Raw genomic sequence first — 25,466 nt, forward strand, 5'->3', positions numbered from 1 at the left:
TGCTCACAGTGTTTCCTCCCTGGGGATCATCACATCGACACGGCGGTTCTTGGCGCGGCCATCCGGTGTCGCATTGTCGGCGATTGGCTCGTCCTCGCCCTTACCCTCGACCGTCAGTCGCGAGGGATCGGTGAATTTCACTGCCATCAACACTTCGACTGCCTTCGCCCGGGCGACGGAAAGGTCGAAGTTGGATTTGAACGCGCTCGACTTTCGTGGTTTCACATTGTCCGTGTGGCCGACGATCCGGATTGGTCCAGGCTCGTGTTCCAGAGCCGCGGCGATGTCGGTGGCAATGGGCTGGAATTCCGGCCTCGCCTCGGCCCTGCCGGACTGAAACAGCAGGAGATTGTTGATTTCCACGACGATGAAGTCGCCCTTGGTGCCGATGGTCAGCCCGCCGCCTTCGAGATCCTTGGCCAATGCCGCACGAATACGATCAATCTGCGCGGTGGCCGCCGGTGGGGTGACTTTCGCCGGCTCAGCCAACGGCGCCACGCTGGCGCGTTCTATGACGACTGGTGTTGATGGGTCGAGCGCCAGCAATTCACCCGCGACCGCCTCGCCTTCATTGGTTATGAAGACCCGCAATGCGAAGAACGCCGCTGTCAGCAACGCGGTCGCCGCTGCCGCGACGACCCAAAGCGGCAGGCGGGCGGAGGACTGCGCCATCGTCGCCGCTACGCCCTGCCAATGCGGCGAGATGTCTCCACTGGAACGCGGCCTGAAATAGCGAAGCGTCTCGTAGACGTCGCGACGAACGCGTTCGAGATTGTTGTCTTGTCGCGTCACGCCTCGATACTGGCCTTCGAAACCCAGCGACAGGCAGGCATGCATCAGTTCGAGCAGATCGTAGTGTTTTTCGGGACTGGCCAGGATCTTGTTCAGCGCTTCGTAGAAGCCGGTGCCGGTGGGCTCGAGGTGAAAGAATTGCCGCAGCATCCCGTGTGGCGCCCAGGCGTCATTCCTGGGCCAGGGCAGGTTACCGATGAGATCGTCGGCGGTTTCGCAGAGGGCGAATTTCGCGATCCGGGCATCCTCTTCGGCAACCCCTGACTTCTCAACTATCCGGTCGAATTTCTCAATCGCCTCGGTGACATGTTGCGCCAATGGCGCCGCCTGTCTTTCAACGGGCAAGAGCCTGAACTGTCCGAGCAGCATCAGCAAAGGTGCCGCCGCGGCGAGAATGGGGTTTGCCGCGGCGTATTTGATGCCGCTCCCGGCGTTGAATAGGCTTTCCTGCTCGATGCCTGTCCTCGGCGCAGTCCCAGCAGAGCCTGTCGGCGTACCAACATCGCCGGGGCCACCTTGATAAATCACGGTTCCGGATGCCCAGCCTGGCGACCACCCGCCGCCTGGATCGAACACCGTCGAATCCTTGATTGGAGAGGACTGGCCTCTGTCCGCGAAGGGCAGCTCGGGAATTAGCGTCGATTTTTGCTTGCTCCGCGGATTTGCGCGAATGACCGTCTTGCCCGCCGGGCCGAAGGGGTCGTCCTTCGAACTCATCGCAGATCGTCCGTGCAGGCGGGGCGCCGGCGATGGGGTGAGATGGGCGCAGAACGGTTTCCGGCCAGGTAAAGGAAAGGCAGCCGCTGCCGGCCGTGGCAATGGCTAGAAGATGCTATCACGTAGTGACATGACATTTGCCGCAGACCCTCAGCTCAATGAGTCTTACCCGCTTGGCGAACTGTCTTATGCGATCGTAATCTCAGAAATCGTCGATTGGAACCGGACGCCGGGCGTCAGCGAGACTTTTCTTCGCCGACTGCCGTGCCATGCATTTTTGGCCATATGCTTTTTGGCCATACGTTTCCCGGGGCCGTGCCTTCCTGGGACCTCCTATTTCTGCTTGCCGGCCTTGGCGTAGGCCTCGCTGAAATAGGCCAGGAATATATCAAGCATGCCGTTTTCATGTGCCTCCTCCATGGTCCGCCATGTCGCGACATAGACGTCCCAGGCTTGGCTCTTCTTCTTCGTAAACGAGGTAGGCGGGAGTTTCCTGCCGATCGCCTCGGGCGACAGGTCGTCAAGCAGCCGGGAGAGCGCGGTTTGCATCGCGGTATAAGTGGCAAACTCGTGAGTCTTGAGATCGCGGAATGCATCTTCGATGCTGCGCCTGGCATCAAGATAGCCGGTCCTGCGCCGGGCGAACATGATTTCCAGGATGTCGTCGGTTCCTGGAACGAACTTCATCGGATTGTTGTCGGCGGCGCTGATCATCGTTCGCTGTGTGCTTTTGGCCAACATTTTCGCGGCCGCGCGTGCTTTCAGCAGCAGGGTCAGCTCCTCGACCACGTCCCGCAAGACCGCGCCGATTTCGGCGGCAACTTCATGGGGGTCGCGCGATTGAAGCAATTCCGGCGAAATGCCGGCTGCGATCGCGATCTCCCGCAGCACCTCGTCCCTGGTTGAGGGCAGGGCAGGCGACGAGAATGTCGGCGCGGAAATGCGCTGTGCGGACCGTTGCTGCGCGGGCTCGAAGAAAGGCCCATCTCCGAATTCCAGCGGCCGGCCTGTCGCGACCGGCGTTTCCCGCTGTGTCGAATCGCGGCTGGGGTGGTCTGCCGTGGCGCGCTCTTCTTCGACCGATACCAAGACGACATAGCGGCCGATCAGCATCCGGTCGCCATCGACCAGCCGATGCGGGCCGCTCATGCGCTGGCTCGATCCATTGATGAAGGTCCCGTTGCGCGAGATGTCGTGCAGCCAGAACGCGCCCGCCTCGTATCGAATCTCGCAGTGCCGACCCGAGATGAACTTGTCGGGGTCGGGCAAGGTCCAGTCACAAGCATCGCGCCCGATTTCGAAGCCGCTATCACGCGCCACGTAGCTGGTCGAGGTGCCAGCGAGCAGGGCGTCGACATTGTTGATCCGCAGACTGATGTACATCCAAGATCGCCGTCGATCGTTGATCGATACTCCAACATTCTAGCAGCTTGCAGGCAAAACAGGACAGCGGCGTTTCAAGCCGACGAGTCGACGGATAAGATTCTGTCGCCCGCCTGTCCTCTTTGGTCAGCGGGAAAACATGTGGTAGGCTAAACATGGCCTGGCGTGGCAGATTTGGAAAGTTCCTGAACGTAACACCGCTAATGACACCGTTGATATAGCGGGAACTTCAAATCCATCACATTGGCGGCCGCGTCCAGGAGGGGGCTCGACCCATGCCGAATGAACGTGCCACCGTTGTCCGCACACCGGTTGGCTCCGATTTGCTGACCTTCACGCATCTTGTCGGACGCGATGAGATCAGCCGTTGCTTTGCCTACACGGTCGGGTTCGTGAGCACAGACTCCGATATCGACCCGTTGAAGATGCTGGGCGGGCCTGTCTCGATCGAAGGTGAATCCGATCCAAAGCGCTGGCTCAGTGGAATCGTATCGGAGTTTCGGCTCACCCGCATGGAGGACCGGCTAGCCTACTACGAGGCCGTCATGAGGCCGTGGCTCTGGTTTCTCGGCAACACCACAGATTGCTATATTTTCCAGAACAAGAGCGTCGTCGACATCGTCAAGGATGTCTTCAAGAAATACGGTATTTCCGAATTCGATCTACGCCTGCAAGGGTCCTATCCGGCGCGTGAATACTGCGTGCAATACGACGAGACCGATCTGGACTTTGTGCAGCGGCTGCTGGAGCACGAAGGTATCTTCTATTTCTTCGAGCACGATGACGGCAAGCATACGCTTGTCCTGGCCGATGCGATGAGCAAGCTGAAGCCTGCGCCGGGCTACGAGAAAGTGCTCTATAACTTTGAAGGTCAGGGCTCCCGGCGCGACGTCGAATACATCACCGAATGGATACCGGGCAGCTCGGTGCGCCCAGGCGCCTATGCCCACACCGATTATGATTTCAAGAAGCCGGGCGCCGACCTCATGGCCAAGTCGGCCCAGCCGTTCAGTCACAAACTGTCCGCGGGTGAGAACTACCGCCAGCCGGGCGCGCATCTCGAAGTAAGCCGGGGCGACAGCCTGGCTTCGATCCGGCGCGAGGAGATCCAGGCCTTGCACCAGCGCATCGCCGCGGCCGGCACCGTGCGCGGCTTGTATTCCGGCTGCACGTTCAAGCTGGACGGTTTTCCGCGCGAAGACCAGAACCAGGAATATCTGGTGGTCAGCGCCGAATACAGGCTGTTTGACCCCGGCTATAGAGCCCAGGCCGACGTCGAAAGCGAGAGTTTCAAAGTGGTCCTCGGTGTGGCGCCGACAGCCTTGCCCTATCGCCCGCCGCGGACCACGCCACGACCGATCATGCGCGGCCCGCAGACGGCGACGGTGGTCGGTCCATCCGGCGAGGAGATATTCACCGACAAATATGCGCGGGTGAAGGTCCAGTTTCATTGGGACCGCGTCGGCAAGAAGGACCAGAACAGTTCCTGTTTCGTACGGGTGTCGCAGAGCTGGGCCGGCAGTGGCTGGGGGTTCATCCAGATACCGCGCATCGGCCAGGAGGTCATCGTCGACTTCATCGAAGGCGACCCGGACCTGCCGATCATCACCGGCCGGGTCTACAATGCCTCGCAGATGCCGCCCTACGGCCTGCCTGGCAACGCCACACAATCGGGCTGGAAGTCGGATTCTTCCAAAGGCGGTGGCGGCTACAACGAACTGATGTTCGAGGATAAGGCCGGCTCCGAACTGGTCAATTTCCAGGCGCAGAAGGATCACAACCTTCTGATCAAGCATGACCGCACAAAGCTGGTCCAGCACGATCAGTCCGACCGCATCGACCACGACGCCAAACACTCCGTCGGCCACAACCTCGACGAGGACGTCGGCAACAACAAGACGGTCAAGATCGGCGTCGACCAGACCACCAACATCGGCTCGAACGACACCGAGACAGTGGGCGCCAACCGCTCGCTGACAGTCATGGCCAACGAAACCATCCATGTCGTGTCGAACTCGACGGAAAACATCGACGCCAATCATTCTCAGACCGTGGGGATTGTCCAGACCGTTACCGTGAAGGCGGCGCGTTTCGACACCGTCGGCGCCGCGGAGACCCGCTCTGTCGGCGGGGCACAGATGAACACCATCGGTGTTACACGGTCGGTCACTGTCGGCGCGGCGCAGAGCCACGATATCGGCGCGTCGGATAGCTGGGACATCGCGGCGGCGCAGAGCGTCAATGTTGGCGCCGACCAGAGTTTCGCTGTTGGCGGCGCACAGTCTTCCCAGATAGGCAAGGCACGAGCAGCCAAGATCGGCGCAGATGATGCCACTGACATCGGTGGAGCGCATGCCCTCAAGGTCGGCAAGGGCAGCGGTATCGAGATTGCCGAAGACAGTTTGATCAAGGTGGGCAAGAATTTGGTGATCGAAGCCGGCGACTCCATCACGCTCAAATGCGGCGACGCGTCGATCACGATGAAAAAGGACGGTACTATTGTTGCCGACGGCAAGGACATTACGATCAAGGGCAGTGGCAAGATCAACATTAAGGCCGGTGGCGACGTGGTCGTCAAAGGAAGCAACATCCACAACAATTGAGGGCATCATCATGCAAGTGCTGGATCGTATCGACGGCGTCGTGATCGGCCTGCTGATTGGTTTCGCAGACGGGGCGCCGCTAGTTGTCTTCGTTGGCAATCCACGTGAGACAGCAATTGCGGCGCGCAGTCTGACCGAGCTGGACACTTCGTCGATCGGGTCGGAACTGGCGTTGCTTTTTGAAGGTGGCGACCCGATGCGGCCGCTGGTCGTCGGACGTATCGTCGATCCAGCTCACAAGGAGAGGAAACTGTCAGTTGTCCGCGAAGGCGACCGTGTCGTCATCAGCGGAGAAGAACGGATAGAACTGCGCTGCGGCCTGGCATCGATTATCCTAGAGAAGGATGGGCGCATCACAATTCGCGGCAACCAACTGACGAGCCACGCAAGCGGCACCAACCGCATCCGTGGCGGAGCCATCCATCTCAACTGAGGCGTTCACGATGCAGCGGATCGCGTCTATCGCTGCCATGGTGGACCAGCACGCCAGCGACGCGGCTTTCCTCTGGTCCCGTCGACGACGTGAAATCGATGGTCCGATCCTGGGCGAAACCGATATCGGCCGTATCGACCAGCGCCTGAATGCAAATCTCGAAGGGCTAATGGCTTCCGGAAAGGCCGGCTGGGAGGCGGCTCAGGCGCATTTCGCCGACTACGCCGAGCCCGGCGAGCTTTTCGTGCTCTGCGTGCTGGCGTTGCATTGGGGCGAGGCCGAAACAGTTACCTCGGTGGTCGACGCCGCGGGAACGCTGGGCGAGGATGGCGCGTCGGGCCTGTCCGGCGCGATAGCGCGTACGCCGCGCGAAAATCTGAGTTCGTTCGTGGCGGAATGGCTGGACGCGCGCGATGCGCGGCTGCGCGGCCTCGGCCTCGCGGCACTCTGGCATCATCGCGTCGATCCCGGTACCCGCCTTGGCGATTTGCTGGGCGATCCGGACTCGAATATTCGCAGGCGTGCATTTCGGCTTGCCGGCGGGCTCAAGCGGCGCGACGTCCTTCTGACGGTGCTGGACGGACTCGACGGCCACACGTCGAAGGAACGCCTGATCGCCGCACTTGCGGCTTGCCTTCTTGGTCAAGCGCGCTTGGCTCACCCGGTGCTTGACCAGATCGTACTGGCAGAGCCGGCCCTCGCGCCTGCAGCGATCGAGATGCGCCTTTTGACGACGCCCCTGAAGGCCGGCAAGGGCTGGCTGCAGGACCGTCTGAAGCAGCCTGCCTTGCGCGCCACTGCGACAGCGGCAATCGGCCTCTTTGGCGACCGGTCGGTCATGCCGTGGCTGATCGCCAAGATGCGTGAGCCAGAGCTTGTCTTCGCCGCCGGGCTGGCGTTGCGCGATCTGTTCGAGGTAGATCTCAATGATACCGACCTGTTCACGACAGACGCGGCCGCGCTCGGCAAGGAATTTGAATCCCTGACCGCCAGCCCGCTTCCGGTCGCCGATCGCGTGTCCGCGTGGTGGGACGGGGGACGCGGCGGGAGCAATCACGAGACCTTCCATTCGATGCGCAGGCTTCGGCTGGACGCAATACGCGCCGCACTCGCCAATCCGGATACACCCCTAATCGATTGGCGCCGGACGCGCCGGTTCCCGGCCTGGATGTGAACGAACAACGCGCGAGTTCAGCGGTCGGCCCCAGGGCATAGTCGTTCACAAAACGTCAGCCGCCACCATCAGCGCCATCGCCCCTTCGGTAGCGCCGTTGCCGGTGGTCTTCTGCTTGATCCCGTGGCGCTTGGCAGCGCCCTCAGCCTCTCTTGACCGTGCTGTATCGCTCGACAGGCCGCCTCTGTCGTCGAGGCGCTCCCAGGCAGAATGTGGCCCATAGCGCTTCCTTTGACTAAGGATGCACCATCAAAGCCTGGGATCAAAAATATAGCTGTTCGTTCAGGCGCATAGAGGATGGTCCTCCTCGGGTATGCAGGGGAGCAAGTGATGGCACCTCCTGGAACAATAATTCACCTTTCGCGCCAAAAATTTGTTATTATTGTTATGATATAGGCCCTCTGGGCGGTGTTGGGGGACATGACCGACTCTTTTCCATTGGTGCGCGCTGCGGAAGCCGAGGATTTGGCGGCGCTGGATCACGCGGTCTTTGCCGGCGGCTGTTTCGACAACGCCAAGACCTCGGCCGCCGCGTTGTCGAAAGATATACTGAAGCTCTATTACGCGCAGTGGGACAGTTTCCTGCCCGACGTCAAGCTGGCCCGGTTGACCGCCCTTTCGGCTCATAGGGAAAACCTCAAGGATCTGTTGAGCGCAGACTCCGCCCTCACGTGGTTGGTGACGGCAATCGTGTGCAAAACCGAACTGATGCGCTGCAATGACGAACCAGCGCCCGCTTGCGACAACAAGGCCGTCGACGGCTCGCCGGTTATGATGGTGAGCGACACGGGCAGTTGGGCGTGGCTGCGAATGCTGCGGACGGCGCGGTTCACCGCGACATCACTCGCGGATGTCTACAGCCTGCGGGTAGGGGCAGTAGGCTATTACGGGGACTTGACGCTCAAGGCGTCAAGTATCGACTACCCCTACAATTTGCAAATGTTCAAGAAGTTCTCCTGTCCGGCGCAGATATGACGACAGGTTTTTTCGGCAAGATCCCCTCGACAGGTGACTTTATCACCTGGAATTTGCCGCGCGTCCTCACCGACCGCTGGGACCGCTGGATGTCGATTGAACTGCGTGACAGGCCCGATACGGGCGAGCTCAATCCGCGCATATGGCGCTTCTCGGTCCGTGCGGGCATCTTTGGCGACCAGCCAAATGCGGGCGTCTGGCGCATGAGCGAAGACAGGGCCGGCCGGCGCTATCCGTTTGCGATCGTTCGACTCGGCCCACCGCCGGAGGCTACCGACCGATGGTTTGATGAAATGGCGCGGCTGATCGCGGGATGCGTCGACGATTTCTGGCCGCCGTCGCGGCTACAGCAGCGCATCGTGGAACTGCCGCCGCCGGGCTATGGCGCGTCGCCGGAACGCATAGCCTTCTGGACGGACGACTGGGAAGTGAGGGAACTGGCTTTTGCCGACATCTACGACCTCGCCGACAATGGTCTGATTGCCATGCGTCAGGCGTCCACGCCAGCCGAGGCCTAAGGCATGCCCTGCACGGTGTTCGCGGAAAACATGGGGTGGTTCCACAAGGGCAGCAACGGCCAGGCGATCGCGCCGGGTGACGTCTGCTTGACGCCGCCCCCGCCACCCGCGGGGCCGGTTCCGGTGCCTTATGTCAACATGGCGTTCGCCAAGGACCTGATCAAGGGAAGCAAGAGCGTCAAAGCGGATGGCGGCAATCCGACGGCACTGGAAAACGTTTCCGAGTGCTCGATGTCCACCGGCAATGAACCGGCGACGCCAGGTCTCGGCGCGGGCGTGGTGACGCACAAGATCAAGGGCAAGGCCAGTTTCACATTGTGGTCGTTCACGGTGAAGGTAGAAGGCAAGGGCGTTTGCCGGCACGGCGATCCTGTGCTGCAGAACACCATGTGCACTCCGCCGAATTGCACGACCCTTGGCGCATTAACGACGCTCAGGGCCGAGTTGGGTGACCTGTACAACACGCCTTGCCCGAAGAACAAACCCTATAGTCAGGCCTGCCGGCCGGGCCGCTCGGCCGAGCAGCGCGACGCGGTCAATGGCAAGCCTTGCTGGGAATGCAAGGGCAAGAGGGCAACCGGCACCGCCCCATTCCATCGGGAAAAGAGGGGGAGGAGGAAGAGCAAGAAGCAATGGACCAAGAATGAGGACGGCTCATGGGAAAAGAAGGAGTATCGCACCCACGACCACCAGCCCCCGCTGAACGAGGCATGGGACAAGGGCGGCTGCCATCTCGGAGTGGAAAAATTCAAGGAGATGATGCGCAAGGCGAAGTTCGCCCGACCGCATTGTGAAGAGCACTACATGAGCCAGGGCTCGAAGGTTAAGGCGAAGGTAGCCAGGAGCAGGAGATGAGAGGCACAATCGATGAACGCGCGATACGACGATCTCCAGGCTGAATATGTCGCCGATCTCCGCAAGATTGTGCCGCCCGTGATGACCTGGTGGAGGGAACGCGCTGGGCGCGGTCCTGAAAAAATGCAGGACGCAAAATCCCTCAACGCGTTCGAACAACGATGGCCGATGGGTCCCGTTGCTCATCCCAGAGTGCTTGAGGTCGTCCGGATCTATTACCTGCGCATCCTCGAACTGAACCGCGAGAACGAAACAAACAAGCAGCCGGACGCTGCGCCGGAGGAGGGCGATTGGGGGTCCGATGACGACTCAGATGACGTCGACTTTGCGCTCCCGGTCGATTTGCTGGTCAACGACCTCAAGACCGCGGCTCCTGATCTCTTTGAGATCATGAGCTTTCTCGTCTTCGTTCCGGTCGGCCTGTCTCCAGGCGGGGAGTATTGCTGACATGGCGTTCAAGGTCGTCCACAACATCGAAAAAGGCGTAAGGCAGCTTTTGAACGCGCCCAACGATCTCGCGGGCCAGGTGCCGGACCAGGGCAAAGCCAAGCCGATTGCCGAAGCGACCGAGCAGCACAGGGAAATGTACGCAGAGTACATCGCCAACTTCGAGGTTGCGTACAAGGTTGCGGACAACTGGTGGCAGGGCAACGTACAGGCTTTGGTTGAGGAGGGTTATGACCACGACGAGGCGGTTGACCTGGCATTCGACAAGCGTCTGGCCGGTCCAGCATCGGCGCCCGAAGTCGTCTGGTTCTTTCGCAACTACTGGCTCGAATTCGACGAGGTCAACCGCTCGTTGCCCGCGGCCGATCGCGTACCCCCGCAGGTCGCGATGCTGCAATGGCTGGTCGAGGAAAAGCACGAGGATTATGTGCAATTGATAACGTGTATGCCGTACTGGCCGATCGGTCTTGACGAGAACGGCAACTGGACGTGACCCATGTCGTTCGATGTCGAGGTCGAGAACCGAACACCATTCAGCGCCATGACCCATGTCCAGCATGACGCGGACGGCCAGGAGGTGCTCGTCGCAATGTTTTCGGCGAGCTTCGAGGCGCCAGAACGGGACGCCAGGCTGGACATTGCGGCGGCTCAGTTGCCCGTGATCCTCGGAGATGTGCCGCGTGGCGTGCCGGGCCTATCGTCAAACCGTTATGACGCCGACATCGCCCCGCGAAAGCCGGCTTCCGAGATCGTCGTCAACGGCACCGCCTATTCGCCGAAGGGCAAGCCGGCGCATGAGATGCAGGTCGGCTTTCGCGTCAACGGCCTGCAGAAGGTGCTACATGTGATCGGGGACCGCATCTACGACGCGGGCGCTTACAGTGAGCCGCACCCTTTCCGAACCATGCCGGTCATTTATGAACGCGCCTTTGGCGGCATGACTACCGCCGCAGCCGATGCCGAAAACCCAGTCGGCATCGGCTTTCGCCATGCTGTCTCGGCCGACCCGTCCGTCAGGACACATGCGCCCAACATCACCTATCCGGACCAGATGTTCCGCGGCCCGCAGGATCGGCCGAGGGCCGCAGGCTTCGGGCCGATTGGCAGGAATTGGCGGCAGCGCCTCCAATATGCGGGCACCTACGACCAGGCCTGGATCGACAACCAGTGGCCCTTACCGCCCAAGGATTTCGATCTGCGGCACCACATGAGCACGCCCCCCGACCAGCACCTGCCGCGCATCGTCGGCGGCGAAGACGTGCGGCTCATCGGTCTGACGCCGTCCGGCTGCTGGGATTTCCGGATGCCGCGTGTCATCGCGCCGATCCGCCTGCTCTTCGCCGACCGGGTCGAGGAGCGCGAGTTTGTGGCCGACACGGCCATCATCGAGCCGGACCTCTGGCGCATCACCCTGAAATCGCGCATCGCGCTCCTCACCCGCCGCAACGCGCCAGCGCTGCGTGCAATCGTTTTCGGCCAAGTCACGCCCGCGCTGCTCGCGGCGAAGCGCAAGCGCAAGCAGTATTTCAGCCACTATGGCGGCAACGGGACATTGCGTGACCGGCCGTTATGGCAACCGTGAAGGCGCCGGTCTACCTCGCGGGCGCGGGCGCGGTCACGGCCGCCGGGTTGAACGCGCGCCAGACACTGGCGGCCATTCGCGCTGGCCTGTCGGCATTCAATGAAATCGTGGTCGAGCCATTCCCCGCTACCCAGATCGCCGCACGCGTACCGACGACCTGGAAACTGCGCAAAACCGATGGTGAGTGGCTGGTGAACATGGCCGTTCGGGCCATCATGGAAGCACTCCGTTCGGGGCCGTTCGCGGCGGCGGCGACGGCGCTCGTCATTTCGCCGCCTGAGAGCTTTCGCAGCCATCCGGCTTTTGCGACCGTACCGTTTGTCGATTTTCTGCCTGCCGTGATGCTAGGTTGCGGCGGCAGCTTCCATCCGGCGTCGATCGCGGTGGATGGCGGCGCGGCGGCCAGTGTCAGCCTGCTTGAACGCGCGTCAGACTTGTTCAGCAGGCCGGGTGTCGAACAGATCATCCTGGGCGGGGTCGACAGTTTCCTCAACGACGTCGACCTGGACCGACTGCGGCAAAGCGGGCGCCTGAAGTCGTCGGACGGCGCTCAGGGTCTGGTCCCCGGCGAAGCGGCGGCCTTCGTCAGGCTGACTAGCGCGCCGGAGGGTAATGGCGCAGTTGCTCCCGCTGTCGTCAATATCGGCGTCGCGCGCGAGGAAGACAGTGTCCTCTCCGACCGTTTCAGTCAGGGCCGTGCCATGCTGAGCGCGTTGCGCGCGGCGGTTGCGAGCAACGGGCCGAAGGAATCCGACATTTCCTTTGTCGTCAGCAATTCCAACGGCGAGCGTCATCGCGCACTCGAGCAACTGGTTGTGCACCCGCGCTTCTATCGCACGCTGCGAGAATTGACCCCGACGGCGTATCCGGCGATGACCGTCGGCGAGGTTGGTGCTGCGGCAGGTGCGCTGGCGTTGATGCTGGCGGCGGACGGCATGCGACAAAACTATGCGCCGGGGTCTGCAGCGATGCTCGAGATAGCGTCCGAAACAGGCCTGAGGACGGCAGCCGTGGTCGCGGGAATGCGCCGGCGTTGAGGCCGGAAGGGGCGTGAGCGCCGCCGTTGGCGGAAGAGGGCTGAGACAGATGTCACGTCGCCTGGCGCAATGCCCTTGCCACCACTTCCCCTATGAAAGAAGCCCATGCTCTCAGCGAAGGCAGTAAAGCCCATCGTCAGACATCCTCGATTGCGGGCTTGGTGGCGCGCAGCTTCGGCAAGGCGTTGTCGGCGAGGTCGTGGATATCAGCGAAGCTAAACTCGATGACGTCGAAGTCATCGCACCAGAACGTTATGGCGGAAGCGTCGCCCGTGCTCGTCTCTCTCAGCAAGGCCAGCGTCTCTGCTAGCTTGGTGGTTGACCAGTTTCCTTCCACAGCGCCGTTAAGGCAGGCGGCGATTTCGTCAAACCATCTGGCGGTAGGCTCCGGTGGCGGTCCAAGCCGCACAATGGCAAAGGGGTATCGGCGCCCGACACGGTCCTCGCTCATGCGCCATGCGCCGGCGCAGGGCAGGTCACCAAAAATACCGGGCTGCATGGTAAAGCGCCAGACACGCGAGTCCAACTCACCTTCATCCGGCCGCGCGCGCAATTCCATCGACATCCAGCGGTCCCAGCGGTCGATAAAAGTCCGCGGCAGGTTCCAAGCGACGAAATCCCCCGTCGCCGGGATCTTGCCGTAGAAGCCGGGCGCGTTCATATCTGCGCGGGACATGTGAACTTCTTGAACATTTCGAGGTTGTAGGGGTTTTCGACGCTGGCGGCCTTGAGCTCGAAATCGGCGTACATGCCTTTCGTGCCCAGGCGCAGACTGTAGACATCCGAAAGCGAGGTTCCGGTGAATCGGCCGCTGCGCAACATCCTCAGCCATGCCCAGCTGCCGGTCTCGTTGAGCATGATTTCGGGCGATCCGTCGATCGGCTGGAAGGCGAGCGAAATGACCCCGGTGCCGTCCTTGCCGGGCCAGGTCATCGGTTGCGGCCGCGTTGCGTTGTTGTAGTAGACGAGGCTCTGGCCATCGAGATTGAGCGTGACGCGCGTGAGGTTGGGAGACAGATCCTTCGGTTCGAGCGTGAAGCTCATCACCGGTCCGGCACCCCCGGGGAAAAGATCGTCGCGGATGTGCCTGGCCTGCTCGAACGCCGCCAGCGCCGAAGGGTCGAGGCCGAAATCGGCGCGCCACTTCCAAGGCTCGCCGGTCGTGTCGACATAATTGATCAGGTGGTCGTTGATGAAACCGTCGATCAGCCCGGCCGGCCCGAACAGGCGGGCGAAATCGTGCACGTTGACGTCGACCGCACTGGCTTCGCTGAAGGGATAGCGATTGTTCAGCGCCGCTTGGCAGAAAGGCAGTATGTCGGCCCGCCAGATGGCGTTGAGTTCCGAAGTGACCGCCTTTTGAGTCAAATTGCTGGTGTCGCCGGCTATCCCGCCCAACCAGCTGTTGATGGGATCGGGCAGGATCTGGGCCTGCCTTGCCACCGCGCCCGTCAGTTCGGCAAGGCCCCCCTGTTTCTTGATGGCGTCCTGTGGATTGGGGTTCGCGGTGACCGTTTGCAGGACGTTCGAAAGCGCGGTCAGTGCGACAACGGCAGCATCCAGCGCCGGTGGCTGGCCGTCGACCTCTGCGATGGTGCTCTTCAGCGGTTTGAAATGTTCGGCCACCAGATTGCCGGTCAGGTCCACCTCACTGGCGGATCCGGCGCGGGGAAGTAGTTTCGCACCCGATGTCGCCAGCTTGCCAAGCTTACCCAGCTTGCCGAGTAGTTTCGAAGCGCCCTTGGCTGCCGCCTTGTCGTCGGCAGGCGCTTCGTCGGAACGGGTCAGTTCTGTCTCCTGGACGACCGCCGTAAGCAGCCGCTTCAGCGCTGAATCAGCACTCGAGAGATCTTTCAGGTTTTCGCCGGCGACATTGAGATCGGTCAATGATGCAAGCCTCATGTCGCGCAGGAAGCTGTCCCATTGCGCGATGTAGTCGTCGTAGTAGAGCTTCAGAATATCCTCGGACAGCGCCGAGACGGATGTCTCGGAATTTTCCGAGCAACCGCCGGCGAAAACCGCACGATCGAGCGCCGCCTGGGCGGCGACATCGTCGATGCGGTCGAGAATGACGTCGTGAAAGCCGGAATAGGTGAAAGCGCCCGAAATGCCGACGCGTAATGTCTTGCCCGAACGCCGTGCAAACACTTTGCCGCCGTTTGGGCCGGCGAAATTGGCCGGTATCCACTCCTTCAGCCCGGCCACTGCCGGATCGGCCAACAACTGCTTGTAGCCACGCGCCGGCAACGAAATCGTGCAGACCGTTTTCAGAGCTTCGGCAACCAGGGCCTGGTCCGGCGCGACATAGCTTTCGTCGACCGTCATCCGGCGGATCGCGGCAAGCTGATGCTCTTCGGCGTCGGCTGTCGGAAATGGCGCCGCGGCCGCGAATTCGGGCAGACTGTTCACCCACCAGTTCTGGGCGTAGTCGGGATCCATCTGCGACAGGCCCGTCATCATGCGATAGGTCTTGAGCGCCCCGAGCATGAAGTCGGGATCGCGGATCTGGCGCCACATCGTCGCCTCGAGCAGGGCCACCATCCGGGGCTCGAGCACGTTGCGGAGGGCGTGGTCATAAGTGTCGGCCTGTGCCCTGACCAGTTCCGCCGAGGCCGATGGGCCAAGCAGATCGTGGGCAGCGCCCGGCGGTGCTGTCCGGGCATTTGCGACCGCGTCCATCGCCTCGAGCGCGCCGTCCATGACAGGCTGCTCCACCGATGCCGGGGTTGCGGCAGCGGAGGTCAGTGGTGTTTGCAGCGCTTCAAACTGGCCTGCCTGCGCCGAGATCGCATGGCGGTTGTCAAAATAGGACCAGGTGAACAGGCCGCCTGCCAGCAACGCCGCCGCAGAGCATGCGGCAGCGGCGCCGCGCCAGATCCAGGCGCGGCGGCGTTGCGCCAGCGGGTCGAATGTACCGAGGCCTGCTTCCTTGAAGATGACTTCAGTGAGAAGGTTCTTCAGGAAGAAGCTGCGTTTCTCGACCCGAGATGCGGGCAGGGCGCGCCGCGGCGGAAGACCGAAGGAGGAAGACAGCGCGGCGGTCAGCCGGTCGATAGGCGCTCCTTCCTGCGTCGCCGATGTCAGGTAGAGGCCGCGCAGCCAGGCAGCCTCCTCATACCGGCTTTCGCCGAACATGGCTTCGACCAGCACCTGTATCGGTTCGGACAAGCTTGCCAGTTGGGCGGGAAACCTGAAGATTTCGGCACGGGCGGCGAGTTTGTCCTCGTCCTCCAGGCGCGTCACCAAGCGCCGCTCGAGTTCGGTCGCCAGCGTCGCGATTTCTCGTTCGATGGTCTTGCCATCGACGCGCGCATCCAGCGCGAAGGTCGTCCCCCACACCTGTTCGCGCGAGGCGGTCGACAGGCCGCCGAAGAACGGCTCGAAGCCCTTGATCAGGTCGGCCTTGGTCAGCATCAGATAGACCGGCAGGCGGATTTCAAGCCGGTCGTTGAGCTCGGCCAACCGGCGGCGGATCTTGCGCCCGTGCGCCTTGATGGCCTCGTCGCCCTCCGAAAGGACGTCGATCGAAAGCGCGACGATCACGCCGTTCAGCGCACGGCGGCCGCGATGTTTCTTCAAGAGGTCGAGGAAACCGAGCCATTCGGCCGCGTCGACATCCGGCTGGCTCTCCTGCTGGACATAGCGGCCGGCAGTGTCGATCAGAACCGCGTTTTCGGAAAAGAACCAGTCGCAGTTGCGCGTGCCACCGACCCCCTGCAAGTCGTCGGTGAGATCGATCGGAAAATTCAGTCCGGACTGCCGCAAGGCGATGGTCTTGCCGGTCGCCGGCGGCCCGACGATGACGTACCATGGCATCTCGCGCAGGAACTTGCGCCCGCCCAGCTTGCGGCGCCTCAGTTCGGTCATCACCTCGGCAAACTTGGCGCCCACGGCGGCGACGTTCTCCTCGCCTGGGCTGAGCGGCTTTTCCACCGCTGGCGCGGCAATCTCGGCCACGAACATCCGGTTGGCGCGGATCGCCCGACGCTGGGCAACGATCAGCCAGACCAGCCAGAAGATGACCAGCAGCGCGATGATGACGATGCGCACATTTTCGGAGGCGAAGGGCTCGTAGGGACCAACCCTGACGATCGGACCGAAGATCCAGATAGCCAGGGATAGCAGCGTCAGGCCGATCAGCGTCCACAGCCAGCGCGATGTCAGGACCGCCCAGAGGAAGCGCAGGATGAACATCTCACAGCCTCTTTTCGACGAGCACCTCGACGCGGCGATTCAAGGCTCGCCCCTCGCGCGTGCTGTCGCTGGCCACAGGATCGGTGGCTGCCCGGCCCTCCGAATGGACGCGATCCTGCGGCACTCCGTTTTGAACCAGCATGTCGGCAATCGTCCGGGCGCGAGCCTCGGATAGGCGCTGGTTGGTCGACAGCGGGTTGGTCTTTTGCAAAGGAACGCTGTCAGTATGGCCGACCACCGTGATGTTTCCGATCAGCTCCTGATTGGCGAGGATCACCTTGGCGATCGAACCGATCAAGGGTTCGAAACCATCGGTCAGTTGTGGCCGCGATGACTGGAATAGTTCGGGGTTGGAGGCCTGGATGATCAGCTTGGCCAGTGAAACACTCTCGGTGCCGCTGAGAGCAGATTTGAGCTCGGCCGGCGCCCCCGCCTGGAATTCCGGCAACAGCGCAAAATCCACTTTTTGCGGTGGCGGGGCGTCGACTTTGGGCGACGCGCGGGTGATGTCGCCGCGGGCAGGCGGTGGCAGGGCACGAACAAGTGCGGAAAGCTCGACCGCCTGGCTGCTCAGTCCCATTGACAGCCCGATATGGATCGCCGCGGCTGCAACCGCAGCACCGAGCGCCATGACCCAGATCGGCACGATGAAGCGCTGCGGCTGGTCGGAGGCGATGACACCTTTCCAGTTTGGCGCTAAAGGCGCGCCTTCGGCGTCGGCATTGCGCAGGAAGCGGGCCGCCGCCACGCGAACCGCATTGAGCGAGCGGTCGCCTGAGCGGCCGGGCACGCGATATTTGCCACGGAAGCCGAGCGCCAGGCAATGGTACTGCAGTTCAAGCAATTCTCGGTCCCGGTTAGGATGTCGTTCCAGTTCGTCGAGTCGCGTGAAGAATTGCGTGCCGGCATCGACATCGCCGCGCAGCATGACGACGAGCGGCTGCCGCGGCCAGGCGCTGGCCCCGCCCCAAGGCGTGTTCAGGGCCAGATCGTCGAGCAACGCAGCCACCACCCAGGCTGCCTGGTCGGATCGCTCCATCGAGGACCCCGTCGACATAGCCGTGTCGCGTGCCCGAACCAGTTCTTCGAGCAAACGGGTGCGCAAGACTTCCGGATTGTCTGGCGGCATTGCGCTTTCGAGCTCGGGGGCGAACTCGAGCAAGGGCGCAAAGGCGTTGACAAGCGCGTTCGGGTGGGTGCGAGAGCGTTTTACCAGTGCGCCCGGCGAAAGTGGCGCCATGGGCCTTGGCATCGGTGCGCCGCTCAATCGTATGCGAGTGCGTTCGCGATCCTCCGACAGTCCGAAAGGATCATCGCGGCTCATGATCTCACCTGTTCACCGAATAGCAGTCCACCTGCGGCTCGCTTGGCAACACGCCCGAAACACCGATGACGAAGCCTGGTGCGTCGAGCAGCGAGGCCCAGTGTTCGCTTTTCTGATCCAATTCGAGGCACAGTCGATCGCCGTCGTAAGGGATTTCGCGTGGCTGGGAATGAAGCGGTTTTAGCGGAATGCCGGGCAAGCGCGATTTCCACAGGCCCTCGAACTCGTCGGCCGAGCCGACGGTCGCCTGATTGACGAAGATCTTGCGCAGGGCATCCTCCGACAGCTCCGAGCCGACCCGGATGACGATGCGGCTGGCCACCAGCAGCTTTGGGTTGTCGATGCGAATTTTCCAGACATTGGTCGAGTGCCGCATGACAGGCAGCGCACGCGATTTCGGCTCGATGTAACGAAGGCTGAGAATGAGCGAGCGCAGCGCGTCCGCCAGCGCCGAATAGGCAGGGCCGGGCGCCATGTGATCGTAAGCGGGCAACTCGCCCAGCCGTCGCGCGCTCGATCCGTAAGTTGCCATCGAACCGGCGAGCCCGGCAAGTTCCAGGTAAAGCTCGGCCGGATGGAAGACATCCTGCGCCAGCATGTGAGCCAGACGCGGACGCGCCGCATTGGCGAGATTGAGCATCAACAGATCTTCGACGCTGCGCCCAGGCCCGCCCATGACCATCTTGCCATGCGCCTCGGCGATCTGGTCGAGGCCGGTGACAACTTCCAGAAGCAATTGCCGATACCAGGCCACCGCGCCGGTAACCAGTGCCGGTGGCAGGAAGGTCTCGTCCAGAGAGACGCCGCCATCGGCTCGAACTCCGTTGAGGTCGGCTATCGGCAAGGCGGTGTAGCCACCAACCGACTTGCCAGGTGCAAGCAGCAGCGCCTGCGGACGGGCGATTTCTATTTCTTCAGGATCCGAACCGCCCTGGACAGCGTCGCGCACCGAAACGATCCGCCCGTGATATCGCGCTCCAGAGGCGGCGGCGTGTGCCGGATCGAAGCCGACACCACCGGGAGGCTCCAGCGGCAAGGCGACCAGCACCGGCCCTGCGCCCGTCTCGGGGGTGACCGGCAGCGGTCGCGGCGCGTCCATCCAATCCGGAATGGAAAAAGGTGTCCCATCCGGGAAGATGCCCCGGGCCGACAGGATCGCGACCTGGCCGGATTCCAGCAATGCCTGGTCCAGCGTCAGCTGTCGAAAGCCGAACGTATGCAGTTGTCCGGCCTGCAACGCGCCGCGCACCGTCGCCTCGAAGAAACGATCCTGCTGCTGGAAATGCTGGGTTCGCAGGAAAAGTCCTTCGGACCATAGCACCCTGTTTGCAAGCACCCTGTTTGCATCGCTCATGCCGCTACTCTCTGCATTGAGCTCCCTTACCTTGGCTGCTAGGCGGAGATGCCGCCGCTGCCCAACGTGACATTGATGGTGAACTTTGATCCCGGCGACACCGACTTGGTTGTCCGCCAGTTCCTGCCGCCAGGTTCGCGGATCAGTGCAACGAAGCCCAGAGCCGTCGCGTCCGGCTCGACAGTGATGGTCTTGGATGCGGATTTTCCGGGCCCGACGGCGATCTGGTCGGAACCGATAAGATCTCCTGCGAGTGCGCTGCCGGCATCCCCCTGCAGCGCAAAATAGTCGGCGGAATTGAATTTGCCGGTGCTTTTTAACCGCATCACGAGAACCGTCACCGGCCGGTCGCCGCCACCTGGCCCCGGATTCATGCCGGCCCCGCCGGTCACGTTGACGGTGATCACCGACGGCTTTGGCGGACCGCTCTGGCACGCTGCAACCAGCCCGGTCGCGCCCAGGGCAATCATCAATTCACGTCGGTCGATCATGGCTTACTCCTCCTCATATGCATCTCGAAAATCAGTGCCGATTTCGCCAAGGAAGCTTTTTTCCGCGCTTTCGGCGATTTCGCGATGGCGTTTTTGATAGAGCTCCCACAGCTTGGCGCCGCGCCCGCCCGAAAGCAGGGTGCCGATCGCCGAATTCGATTTCAGCTCGTCCTCGATCGCTGCGGGATCGAAACGATCGATCATCCGTCGCAAAGCGGCCTGTATGCCTCGCCAAGCGCGCACGTGATGTTGCGCGAGATCGCGAACTGCATCGGCGATGGCCGCCTCCCCGGCGAGAAATCCGGGGCTGCGCTCGGCGATCAGCGTCACGATGGCGTCGTCGACCGACGGCAGAAATTTGAGCGGATTGACTTCGGAGGCACCGACCATTGTCTGGGCGACGCGAGCATTTCCTTTCTCCTCGGCCCGCTTGCGCAGAAGCTGCATCAGCCCTTCCATCATCAGCCGGTATTCGCGGCCGAACTTCTCCATTTCCACGATGCTGTCGCGCCCGGGGAAATCGGCTTCCTCGACGCCCATGCCGCGCAAGAAGGCGGCGCGGAGCGCCATCTCGGCGGGCTGCGCGCTTGCCGGCGGGCGGGCAGGTTTGGAAGCAGCACCCATGCGCGCTGGAGGCAGGACATCGGCCGGTTGCGCGGGAATATCCCAGGGATTGGCGGATGGTGGCCGTTGGGCAATGCGCTCGCGCTGGCCGGTCGAGGCCGAGTTATTTGTCGAACTGGGCGAGGAGACCGGTCCGAAACCAAAATCATCGTTGAAGTCGGACAGCTTTCCCGCTGCGGATTCAGCTCCGTGGCTGGGAGGGGGGGGCCGGTCGAGGCTGAATGGATCCGCCCGGCTGCCCACCCCGCCCTGCTCGACATAAACGGCGGCGTTTTTCGACACCGGCGTTGAAACCGGATCGAGGCTGAACGGGTCGTCGAAAGCAGGCGAGTTGCGCTGGCCGGAGGACGCGCGCTCGAACGCCCCTGGGATCGGCTGCTCGAATGGGTTCGGCAGATCAGCAGGTCGAGGCCGTTGCGGCGCTTCTTCGACCTTGGCGGAAAAGAAGTCATCGCGGCCGATGCTTACCGGCGCCCGCGATGCCGCTGGCAGACGTTCTGGTACCGGCTGGATGACTGCGGGCGCTTGAGCGGCCGCGATCTGCAGGTCGACACAGACGACGTAATCGCCCAGCCTGAGCCGCATGCCGCTTTGAAGGCGTGCGGACTTGCCTGGACCAAGCGGGCTATCGGAATCGTTTATGAACAAACCGCTGCTCGATGTGTCGGTGACGAAATATCCATCTCGCCCGCCAGAGATTTTGCAGTGAGCGCGTGAAACGAACATGTCGGGATCATCGATCTGCCAGCCTGCATCGGCGCTGCGGCCGATCACCAGCTCACCTTCGTCCAGGCGAGTTTGCCGCACCGCCTGGGTGCGTGGCCCTTGCTCTAGCGTTAGCAGCAGACTCATGCCGCGCCCCCCGCCATTTCCGGCCGCCATCCGACGATTGTGCGCAGCCGCATATCATCAGCATCTCCCCTTTCAGCGGGTCGCGCAAGCCAGGCGGTTCGGCCGAGCTGCACCGCTCCAATACGGGGCGGCGGCACTGCTTCACGCGCAAGCACGATACGCAGATCGACATCGAGAGATTCTCCGACCATGTCGCGAACCGCGTGCTGGAACAGTTTGAGCCGCTGGCTGCCCGGCAGGAATGTCTTGAAATCATCATACTTCAAAGGGCCGACCCGCAGTTCGATCCTGCTTTGGCGGGTGAAAACGCGTGGGCCGATCGTCGCCCCCCGACCGAGCACAGCAAAGGATTTTGCGAGGCGGGTCTGGAGGCCTGCTGGTATGATTGTCCAGGCGGCGACGAATTCCTTGATCTTTACCGGCACCTTGAAGGCTTCCGCCAGGAACAGTGTCAGTCGTTCCGGGCCCTCGACCTGGCTGGCGAGCGAAGCCGCCTGGCGAAGCTTCACCATGTCGAGATCGATGTTTCGGGTGCCGGGAAGTCCGATACCGGCCATGGCCGCAAGCATGGCGCGAACCCGGCCACCGACCGCGCGTTCAACCTGAACGGCCGGATTCGCATCCGCCCACGCCCGATAGTAAAGGGCGATCATGCGGTGCTGCAGAATGTTGACGAAATCGACGAAAGTAGTGTCGCTGGTCAGCTGTGCGTTGGCCCCGGCGAACCACCGCTGCGACAGCCGGTCGAGCACCCAGCGCGTCAGATGCAGCGGCATTGGACCCTCGGGGCCCAAGAGACCCAGATTTGCAATCGTGACCCGGGCCGGCTTGCCGTTGTCGGCTTCGCGGAAATGGACCAGGTCCCTGGCCGAGAAGGCGAGGCGCACATGCTGGCCAAGCCTTGCCGGCTCACGGTCGGGACGGCCGGAATGGCCGAACACGGCATTTTGCTGTTCGAGACGGCGCAGCAATTCGAAAAAGTCGAACCCTTCGGACAGACCTTCAGCGGGGCTGGGCTTGTCTAGATCAGGGAGCGATTGCCGGGCGTCATCGGCCATGGCACATCCTCCTGCTTCTGCAGCAGCCGCGTGCGGGTCCGCACGAAACCGTTTATTCCGGCATATCGGGCGAACAGCCGCGCCAGCAAAGCCGAAAGCAGCAAAGTGCTTTGGCCAGCCAGGATGGATTCATCGACATGCAACGTCACCTCGGTGCCGCGTCCGAAGCACATCGGCCCCTCGATCTGAAGCCGCTCCACGACGGGCCGCGAGTCGATGCGGGCGATCGAATGTACATTGCGAGCCAGGCTGGGATCGCCTCGGTCGGCATAGATATCGAGAAGCGCATGCAACGGGTCGACGCCGCGGCCCTCCTTGGCAAGGCTGAGGAAGTTGAGCATGAGCTGTGCCACCAACCGCCAGGCGAGATCGTCGGCGCGCGATTCACCCTCGGCCCCTGTGGGCAGTGCTGCGGGGATCGCCGGCTGCGGTGGACGCAGGGCTCCAAGGAGCCTGACGATTTCGACCGGGTCGCCGGCCTCAAGCGTCAATGTGGGATTGTCATCGAGGATCGGCAGGTCACGATTGGTGCACAGTGCTACGACGTCGAGACGCTTCAGAGGTCGGTACGCCGGGCTTGCGAGCGGTCGCGATACGGCCAGGAAAACGTCGTCGCCGGTGTATGACGTGCGCGTTAGACCGTCGCGCCGTTCGTCTTCGGTCGCGCGCCGAGGGCGCCGCTCGGTTGAGTAGACCCACCCACTGCCGCTGTTCTGCCCCAGGCTGAACAGTTCCGGAATTTCGGCGTCGTTGCCTTCGGTGTCGGCGTCCTCAACACGAATGATCCGATAGATTTCAAAGTCGCGCGCCCTCGTGCGGTCTGCATGCAAAACCTGGCGTGTCTTACGCGCATCGATCTCGACGACGTTGCACTCACGTTCGAAAAGATTGATGATCGGCGTTGCGAAAAGTTCGAAGTCGGCCGATGTCAGATCGGCCAACTCTGGCACCGGACGCCTGAATTGGAAGACGATCTCAAGCCCTCCGTCGCATCGACGCACGACAGGCTGTAGCCCCGAAACCCGCACATAGTGGAAGCGCTCGGGCATTATGAAGTATTCTCGCAGGAGGCGATATCCTTCGAATGTCGGGCGGGTACGCGGCATCAAGGCTTCGTCGTCGCTGATGCCAACCATTTCGGGCGCTGGCAAGGGCGACAACGGGTTGCTCTTGCCCTCAGCGCGTGCGCCAACGCTTGAGCAAGTGCCGAAGATCGCGTCGAATAGCAGCGGCGCCTTGGTTCGCCCGGCAAAATAAATATCGAGCCGGTCGAGCGTCAATTCGTGGAGCTTGCCTTTTCCGGTCGGGGCCAGCGTGATGCGGAGCGCCGCCTCGCCGCGCACACCGCCGACCGTGGCCATCCCGGCCGCCGCCAACGCGCTGCGGTCCTGAAAATAGCTGACCGAAGTGATTGCTATCGGCCACAGGGTCGTCTCTTGCGCGGTCGAGAAAGTGCAGCGCGTCGAAAGGCCGGGCCGCAGGCTGGAAACCAGCCGGGTGTTGCGCCTGACGACGTGGCCGTCGAGCATGGTCTGGACCTGCTGGCCTGGTTTGAGCACCACCATCGCCGTTGCCGGCGCCGGGGTGACCAGATCGGGATAAAGAACGTCGAGCACACTGCGCGAAAATCGCGAACGCTCGGCGTCGACCTTTAGCCGGGTGCGCGCCGCGAGGAAAGCCACGCCATCCAGCAGCCGCTCAACATAGGGGTCCGGACAGGGGACCGTGTCGAGGGAAAGGTTGCGCGCGACCGCTGGATGCATATCGGCAAATTCGGCCGCAAGGCCGCGGATGTGGGTCAACTCCTCCTCGTAATATTCGACGAAGACCCGATCCATCTCAGGCGTCCCTGATTTCGGTCCGCGCCGCGCCGTTATCGAGATTGATCGTAGTGCGCAGGCGCATGCGTTCCGGTGTCGGGGTTATGATCAGCACACCGTCAATCTCGATCTTGAGGCCGGCGGTCTTGTCGCCAAGCGTCACTGTGACCTTTGTTGCGCTTTCCTTGAGGCGGGGCTCGAAGGTGGCGAGCACCGCACGGATCTCACGCGCCAGCACATCGCGATCAAAGTCGCGCGAAGACCTGCCCGAGAAGGAGGGGACGCCGTAATTGACCACGCTCCGGCGCACCTCCGGGAAATCTGCGAGCGACGGTGGGTTGTCCGATACCTGTTCATTTTCCAGATCGGACAGGAGCGGCGTGGCCTCGAAGCGCTCGGTGTTGAAGAGCGCCTCGACGTCACGCCGCACTGCTTCTCTGAGCACGCGGGCTGACACCACAACGCCGCGACTTTCGATCTCGACCCGATGCTGGGTCTGAAAGGCCAATCGATGCAGACGCCGTTTTTGCTCGGCTGTGAGTTCGGCATCAGCGTCGATGGCCCGCGCGCTGGCGCCAACGAGGGCGTCGACACGGTCGGCGCCAAGCTCGTCGAGCAAGACATGGCGCAGCCCGTCTATCTCCGAGGTCAGACCAGGCAGGTCATTGACGAGGCGATCCCAAAGCGACGGCTGGACGGCCTCGCTTTTTGCCCGCAAGCTGCCGGTACTGTGCTGCTTGCCAGCGTCGGGTCGCCGACCCTCACTTGCCGACATAGACATCCATTTCGGCTTCATCATTGCCGTCATAGACGAACTTGATCTTCTTGTAGGCGAAGCTGACCTCTTCCTGGATCAGGTCTTCCTCATCCTCGGCCTGCGACATGTCGTATTCCATGATCGAGGCGTCGGTGAGGGTGACGACCAGATAATCCTTAGTCTCGCCATCGATCGTCCGACGTGCCGAGAACACCACTTCATCGAGGGCCTTGTTCTCGAACAAGGCTTTCTTGAGATAAGGCGAAGATTTGTCGTAGTGTTTGATGAACTTGATCATGCCCATGGACACGCGCCCCCGACGTGAGAGCGAATTCGGGTCATAGGGTGCGACCATCTTGTAGTCGACGCCATGGATTTCGATCTCATCATCGTGGCCGTCGCGGGTGCTGGGGCCCTTGATATCGGGAACCTTCAGAAAACCATCAATCTTTACTGGCATTGTCTCTCTCCACCAT

At 62.2% G+C, this 25,466-nt stretch carries 21 protein-coding genes and 3 pseudogenes; 10 read left to right on the forward strand and 14 right to left on the reverse strand.

Going from position 1 to position 25,466, the window contains the following annotated elements:
- Nucleotides 1–3: 3 nt before the first annotated feature.
- The 3 genes and pseudogenes from tssL to FJ986_RS31155 all read right to left on the reverse strand — a co-directional run.
- Nucleotides 4–1,509, reverse strand: a complete 1,506-nt coding sequence (gene tssL / locus FJ986_RS04420; protein ID WP_140673497.1) for a type VI secretion system protein TssL, long form — start codon at nt 1,507–1,509, stop codon at nt 4–6.
- Nucleotides 1,510–1,842: 333 nt separating this feature from the next.
- Complete coding sequence (gene tagH / locus FJ986_RS04425) at nt 1,843–2,622, reverse strand: type VI secretion system-associated FHA domain protein TagH (RefSeq protein WP_318012495.1); 780 nt, start codon at nt 2,620–2,622, stop codon at nt 1,843–1,845.
- Nucleotides 2,623–2,892: pseudogene (locus tag FJ986_RS31155) on the reverse strand (FHA domain-containing protein); the annotation flags it as partial.
- A 275-nt stretch (nt 2,893–3,167) separates the two neighbouring features.
- Here FJ986_RS31155 and tssI point away from each other — a divergent pair.
- From tssI to FJ986_RS04440, 3 genes are read left to right on the forward strand one after another with little or no spacing between them, the layout of a single operon-like run.
- The gene (tssI, locus tag FJ986_RS04430) at nt 3,168–5,495 is read left to right on the forward strand and encodes a type VI secretion system tip protein TssI/VgrG (protein WP_140673501.1); all 2,328 of its coding nucleotides are present in this window, start codon (nt 3,168–3,170) and stop codon (nt 5,493–5,495) included.
- A 7-nt stretch (nt 5,496–5,502) separates the two neighbouring features.
- Nucleotides 5,503–5,928, forward strand: coding sequence for a DUF6484 domain-containing protein (locus FJ986_RS04435; RefSeq protein WP_140557457.1), 426 nt, complete (start codon nt 5,503–5,505; stop codon nt 5,926–5,928).
- 10 nt (nt 5,929–5,938) lie between these two features.
- Nucleotides 5,939–7,102: a hypothetical protein gene (locus tag FJ986_RS04440; protein ID WP_140623904.1), complete on the forward strand. Its 1,164-nt coding sequence runs from the start codon at nt 5,939–5,941 to the stop codon at nt 7,100–7,102.
- A gap of 105 nt (nt 7,103–7,207) precedes the next feature.
- Here FJ986_RS04440 and FJ986_RS30700 read toward each other — a convergent pair.
- A pseudogene (locus FJ986_RS30700) lies at nt 7,208–7,323 on the reverse strand (IS481 family transposase); the annotation flags it as partial.
- Between the two features lie 247 nt (nt 7,324–7,570).
- Between FJ986_RS30700 and FJ986_RS04450 the strand changes: the two are divergent.
- From FJ986_RS04450 to FJ986_RS04480, 7 genes and pseudogenes are all read left to right on the forward strand, one after another.
- Nucleotides 7,571–8,077 (forward strand): annotated as a pseudogene (locus FJ986_RS04450) (hypothetical protein); the annotation flags it as partial.
- Entirely contained in the window at nt 8,074–8,595 is a 522-nt protein-coding gene (gene tagF, locus FJ986_RS04455) for a type VI secretion system-associated protein TagF (RefSeq protein WP_140557358.1), read from the forward strand. The pseudogene FJ986_RS04450 and the gene tagF (FJ986_RS04455), both read left to right, overlap by 4 nt.
- 15 nt (nt 8,596–8,610) lie before the next feature.
- Nucleotides 8,611–9,450 (forward strand): DUF4150 domain-containing protein, encoded by an 840-nt coding sequence (locus FJ986_RS04460; RefSeq protein WP_210241328.1) that lies wholly within the window; start codon nt 8,611–8,613, stop codon nt 9,448–9,450.
- 12 nt (nt 9,451–9,462) lie between these two features.
- The gene (locus FJ986_RS04465) at nt 9,463–9,897 is read left to right on the forward strand and encodes a hypothetical protein (RefSeq protein WP_140557361.1); all 435 of its coding nucleotides are present in this window, start codon (nt 9,463–9,465) and stop codon (nt 9,895–9,897) included.
- A 1-nt stretch (nt 9,898) separates the two neighbouring features.
- Nucleotides 9,899–10,390, forward strand: a complete 492-nt coding sequence (locus FJ986_RS04470; RefSeq protein ID WP_140557363.1) for a hypothetical protein — start codon at nt 9,899–9,901, stop codon at nt 10,388–10,390.
- 3 nt (nt 10,391–10,393) lie between these two features.
- Nucleotides 10,394–11,479: a DUF2169 domain-containing protein gene (locus FJ986_RS04475; protein WP_140557364.1), complete on the forward strand. Its 1,086-nt coding sequence runs from the start codon at nt 10,394–10,396 to the stop codon at nt 11,477–11,479.
- Nucleotides 11,467–12,516 (forward strand): hypothetical protein, encoded by a 1,050-nt coding sequence (locus FJ986_RS04480; protein WP_140623898.1) that lies wholly within the window; start codon nt 11,467–11,469, stop codon nt 12,514–12,516. The genes FJ986_RS04475 and FJ986_RS04480 overlap by 13 nt, the downstream gene beginning before the upstream one ends.
- A 136-nt stretch (nt 12,517–12,652) precedes the next feature.
- On the opposite strand, the gene tagF (FJ986_RS04485) is transcribed toward FJ986_RS04480, so the two are convergent.
- The 10 genes from tagF (FJ986_RS04485) to FJ986_RS04530 are packed head-to-tail and all read right to left on the reverse strand — an operon-like array spanning nt 12,653 to nt 25,450.
- Nucleotides 12,653–13,177 (reverse strand): type VI secretion system-associated protein TagF, encoded by a 525-nt coding sequence (gene tagF / locus FJ986_RS04485; protein ID WP_181181852.1) that lies wholly within the window; start codon nt 13,175–13,177, stop codon nt 12,653–12,655.
- Nucleotides 13,174–16,710: a type VI secretion system membrane subunit TssM gene (gene tssM / locus FJ986_RS04490; RefSeq protein WP_140673505.1), complete on the reverse strand. Its 3,537-nt coding sequence runs from the start codon at nt 16,708–16,710 to the stop codon at nt 13,174–13,176. Before tssM ends, tagF (FJ986_RS04485) begins: the two co-directional genes overlap by 4 nt.
- Before the next feature lies 1 nt (nt 16,711).
- Complete coding sequence (icmH, locus tag FJ986_RS04495; protein ID WP_140673507.1) at nt 16,712–18,034, reverse strand: type IVB secretion system protein IcmH/DotU; 1,323 nt, start codon at nt 18,032–18,034, stop codon at nt 16,712–16,714.
- Nucleotides 18,035–18,038: 4 nt separating this feature from the next.
- Nucleotides 18,039–19,388, reverse strand: coding sequence for a type VI secretion system baseplate subunit TssK (gene tssK / locus FJ986_RS04500; protein ID WP_140673509.1), 1,350 nt, complete (start codon nt 19,386–19,388; stop codon nt 18,039–18,041).
- 38 nt (nt 19,389–19,426) lie between these two features.
- Nucleotides 19,427–19,879 (reverse strand): type VI secretion system lipoprotein TssJ, encoded by a 453-nt coding sequence (gene tssJ, locus FJ986_RS04505; protein WP_140498291.1) that lies wholly within the window; start codon nt 19,877–19,879, stop codon nt 19,427–19,429.
- A 3-nt stretch (nt 19,880–19,882) separates the two neighbouring features.
- Nucleotides 19,883–21,355, reverse strand: a complete 1,473-nt coding sequence (tagH, locus tag FJ986_RS04510; RefSeq protein WP_140515106.1) for a type VI secretion system-associated FHA domain protein TagH — start codon at nt 21,353–21,355, stop codon at nt 19,883–19,885.
- A complete protein-coding gene (gene tssG / locus FJ986_RS04515) occupies nt 21,352–22,413 on the reverse strand; it encodes a type VI secretion system baseplate subunit TssG (protein WP_140673511.1) in 1,062 nt (353 codons plus the stop codon). The genes tagH (FJ986_RS04510) and tssG overlap by 4 nt, the downstream gene beginning before the upstream one ends.
- The gene (gene tssF, locus FJ986_RS04520) at nt 22,377–24,251 is read right to left on the reverse strand and encodes a type VI secretion system baseplate subunit TssF (RefSeq protein WP_140498289.1); all 1,875 of its coding nucleotides are present in this window, start codon (nt 24,249–24,251) and stop codon (nt 22,377–22,379) included. Before tssF ends, tssG begins: the two co-directional genes overlap by 37 nt.
- A gap of 1 nt (nt 24,252) precedes the next feature.
- Nucleotides 24,253–25,008, reverse strand: coding sequence for a type VI secretion system baseplate subunit TssE (gene tssE, locus FJ986_RS04525; RefSeq protein ID WP_140498535.1), 756 nt, complete (start codon nt 25,006–25,008; stop codon nt 24,253–24,255).
- The gene (locus FJ986_RS04530; RefSeq protein ID WP_115143971.1) at nt 24,995–25,450 is read right to left on the reverse strand and encodes an Hcp family type VI secretion system effector; all 456 of its coding nucleotides are present in this window, start codon (nt 25,448–25,450) and stop codon (nt 24,995–24,997) included. Before FJ986_RS04530 ends, tssE begins: the two co-directional genes overlap by 14 nt.
- Between the last annotated feature and the right edge of the window lie 16 nt (nt 25,451–25,466).

The organism is Mesorhizobium sp. B1-1-1 (assembly GCF_006442955.1).
In the GTDB taxonomy this organism is placed as follows: Bacteria; Pseudomonadota; Alphaproteobacteria; order Rhizobiales; family Rhizobiaceae; genus Mesorhizobium.

Bases quoted from the DNA above. Each gene is read 5' to 3' on its own strand.
- tssL (WP_140673497.1), bottom strand. From the start codon at position 1,509: ATGAGTTCGAAGGACGACCCCTTCGGCCCGGCGGGCAAGACGGTCATT.
- tagH (WP_318012495.1), bottom strand. From the start codon at position 2,622: ATGCTGATCGGCCGCTATGTCGTCTTGGTATCGGTCGAAGAAGAGCGC.
- tssI (WP_140673501.1), top strand. From the start codon at position 3,168: ATGCCGAATGAACGTGCCACCGTTGTCCGCACACCGGTTGGCTCCGAT.
- FJ986_RS04440 (WP_140623904.1), top strand. From the start codon at position 5,939: ATGCAGCGGATCGCGTCTATCGCTGCCATGGTGGACCAGCACGCCAGC.
- tagF (WP_140557358.1), top strand. From the start codon at position 8,074: ATGACGACAGGTTTTTTCGGCAAGATCCCCTCGACAGGTGACTTTATC.
- FJ986_RS04465 (WP_140557361.1), top strand. From the start codon at position 9,463: ATGAACGCGCGATACGACGATCTCCAGGCTGAATATGTCGCCGATCTC.
- FJ986_RS04470 (WP_140557363.1), top strand. From the start codon at position 9,899: ATGGCGTTCAAGGTCGTCCACAACATCGAAAAAGGCGTAAGGCAGCTT.
- FJ986_RS04475 (WP_140557364.1), top strand. From the start codon at position 10,394: ATGTCGTTCGATGTCGAGGTCGAGAACCGAACACCATTCAGCGCCATG.
- FJ986_RS04480 (WP_140623898.1), top strand. From the start codon at position 11,467: ATGGCAACCGTGAAGGCGCCGGTCTACCTCGCGGGCGCGGGCGCGGTC.
- tagF (WP_181181852.1), bottom strand. From the start codon at position 13,177: ATGAACGCGCCCGGCTTCTACGGCAAGATCCCGGCGACGGGGGATTTC.
- tssM (WP_140673505.1), bottom strand. From the start codon at position 16,710: ATGTTCATCCTGCGCTTCCTCTGGGCGGTCCTGACATCGCGCTGGCTG.
- icmH (WP_140673507.1), bottom strand. From the start codon at position 18,034: ATGAGCCGCGATGATCCTTTCGGACTGTCGGAGGATCGCGAACGCACT.
- tssK (WP_140673509.1), bottom strand. From the start codon at position 19,388: ATGAGCGATGCAAACAGGGTGCTTGCAAACAGGGTGCTATGGTCCGAA.
- tssJ (WP_140498291.1), bottom strand. From the start codon at position 19,879: ATGATCGACCGACGTGAATTGATGATTGCCCTGGGCGCGACCGGGCTG.
- tagH (WP_140515106.1), bottom strand. From the start codon at position 21,355: ATGAGTCTGCTGCTAACGCTAGAGCAAGGGCCACGCACCCAGGCGGTG.
- tssG (WP_140673511.1), bottom strand. From the start codon at position 22,413: ATGGCCGATGACGCCCGGCAATCGCTCCCTGATCTAGACAAGCCCAGC.
- tssF (WP_140498289.1), bottom strand. From the start codon at position 24,251: ATGGATCGGGTCTTCGTCGAATATTACGAGGAGGAGTTGACCCACATC.
- tssE (WP_140498535.1), bottom strand. From the start codon at position 25,008: ATGTCGGCAAGTGAGGGTCGGCGACCCGACGCTGGCAAGCAGCACAGT.
- FJ986_RS04530 (WP_115143971.1), bottom strand. From the start codon at position 25,450: ATGCCAGTAAAGATTGATGGTTTTCTGAAGGTTCCCGATATCAAGGGC.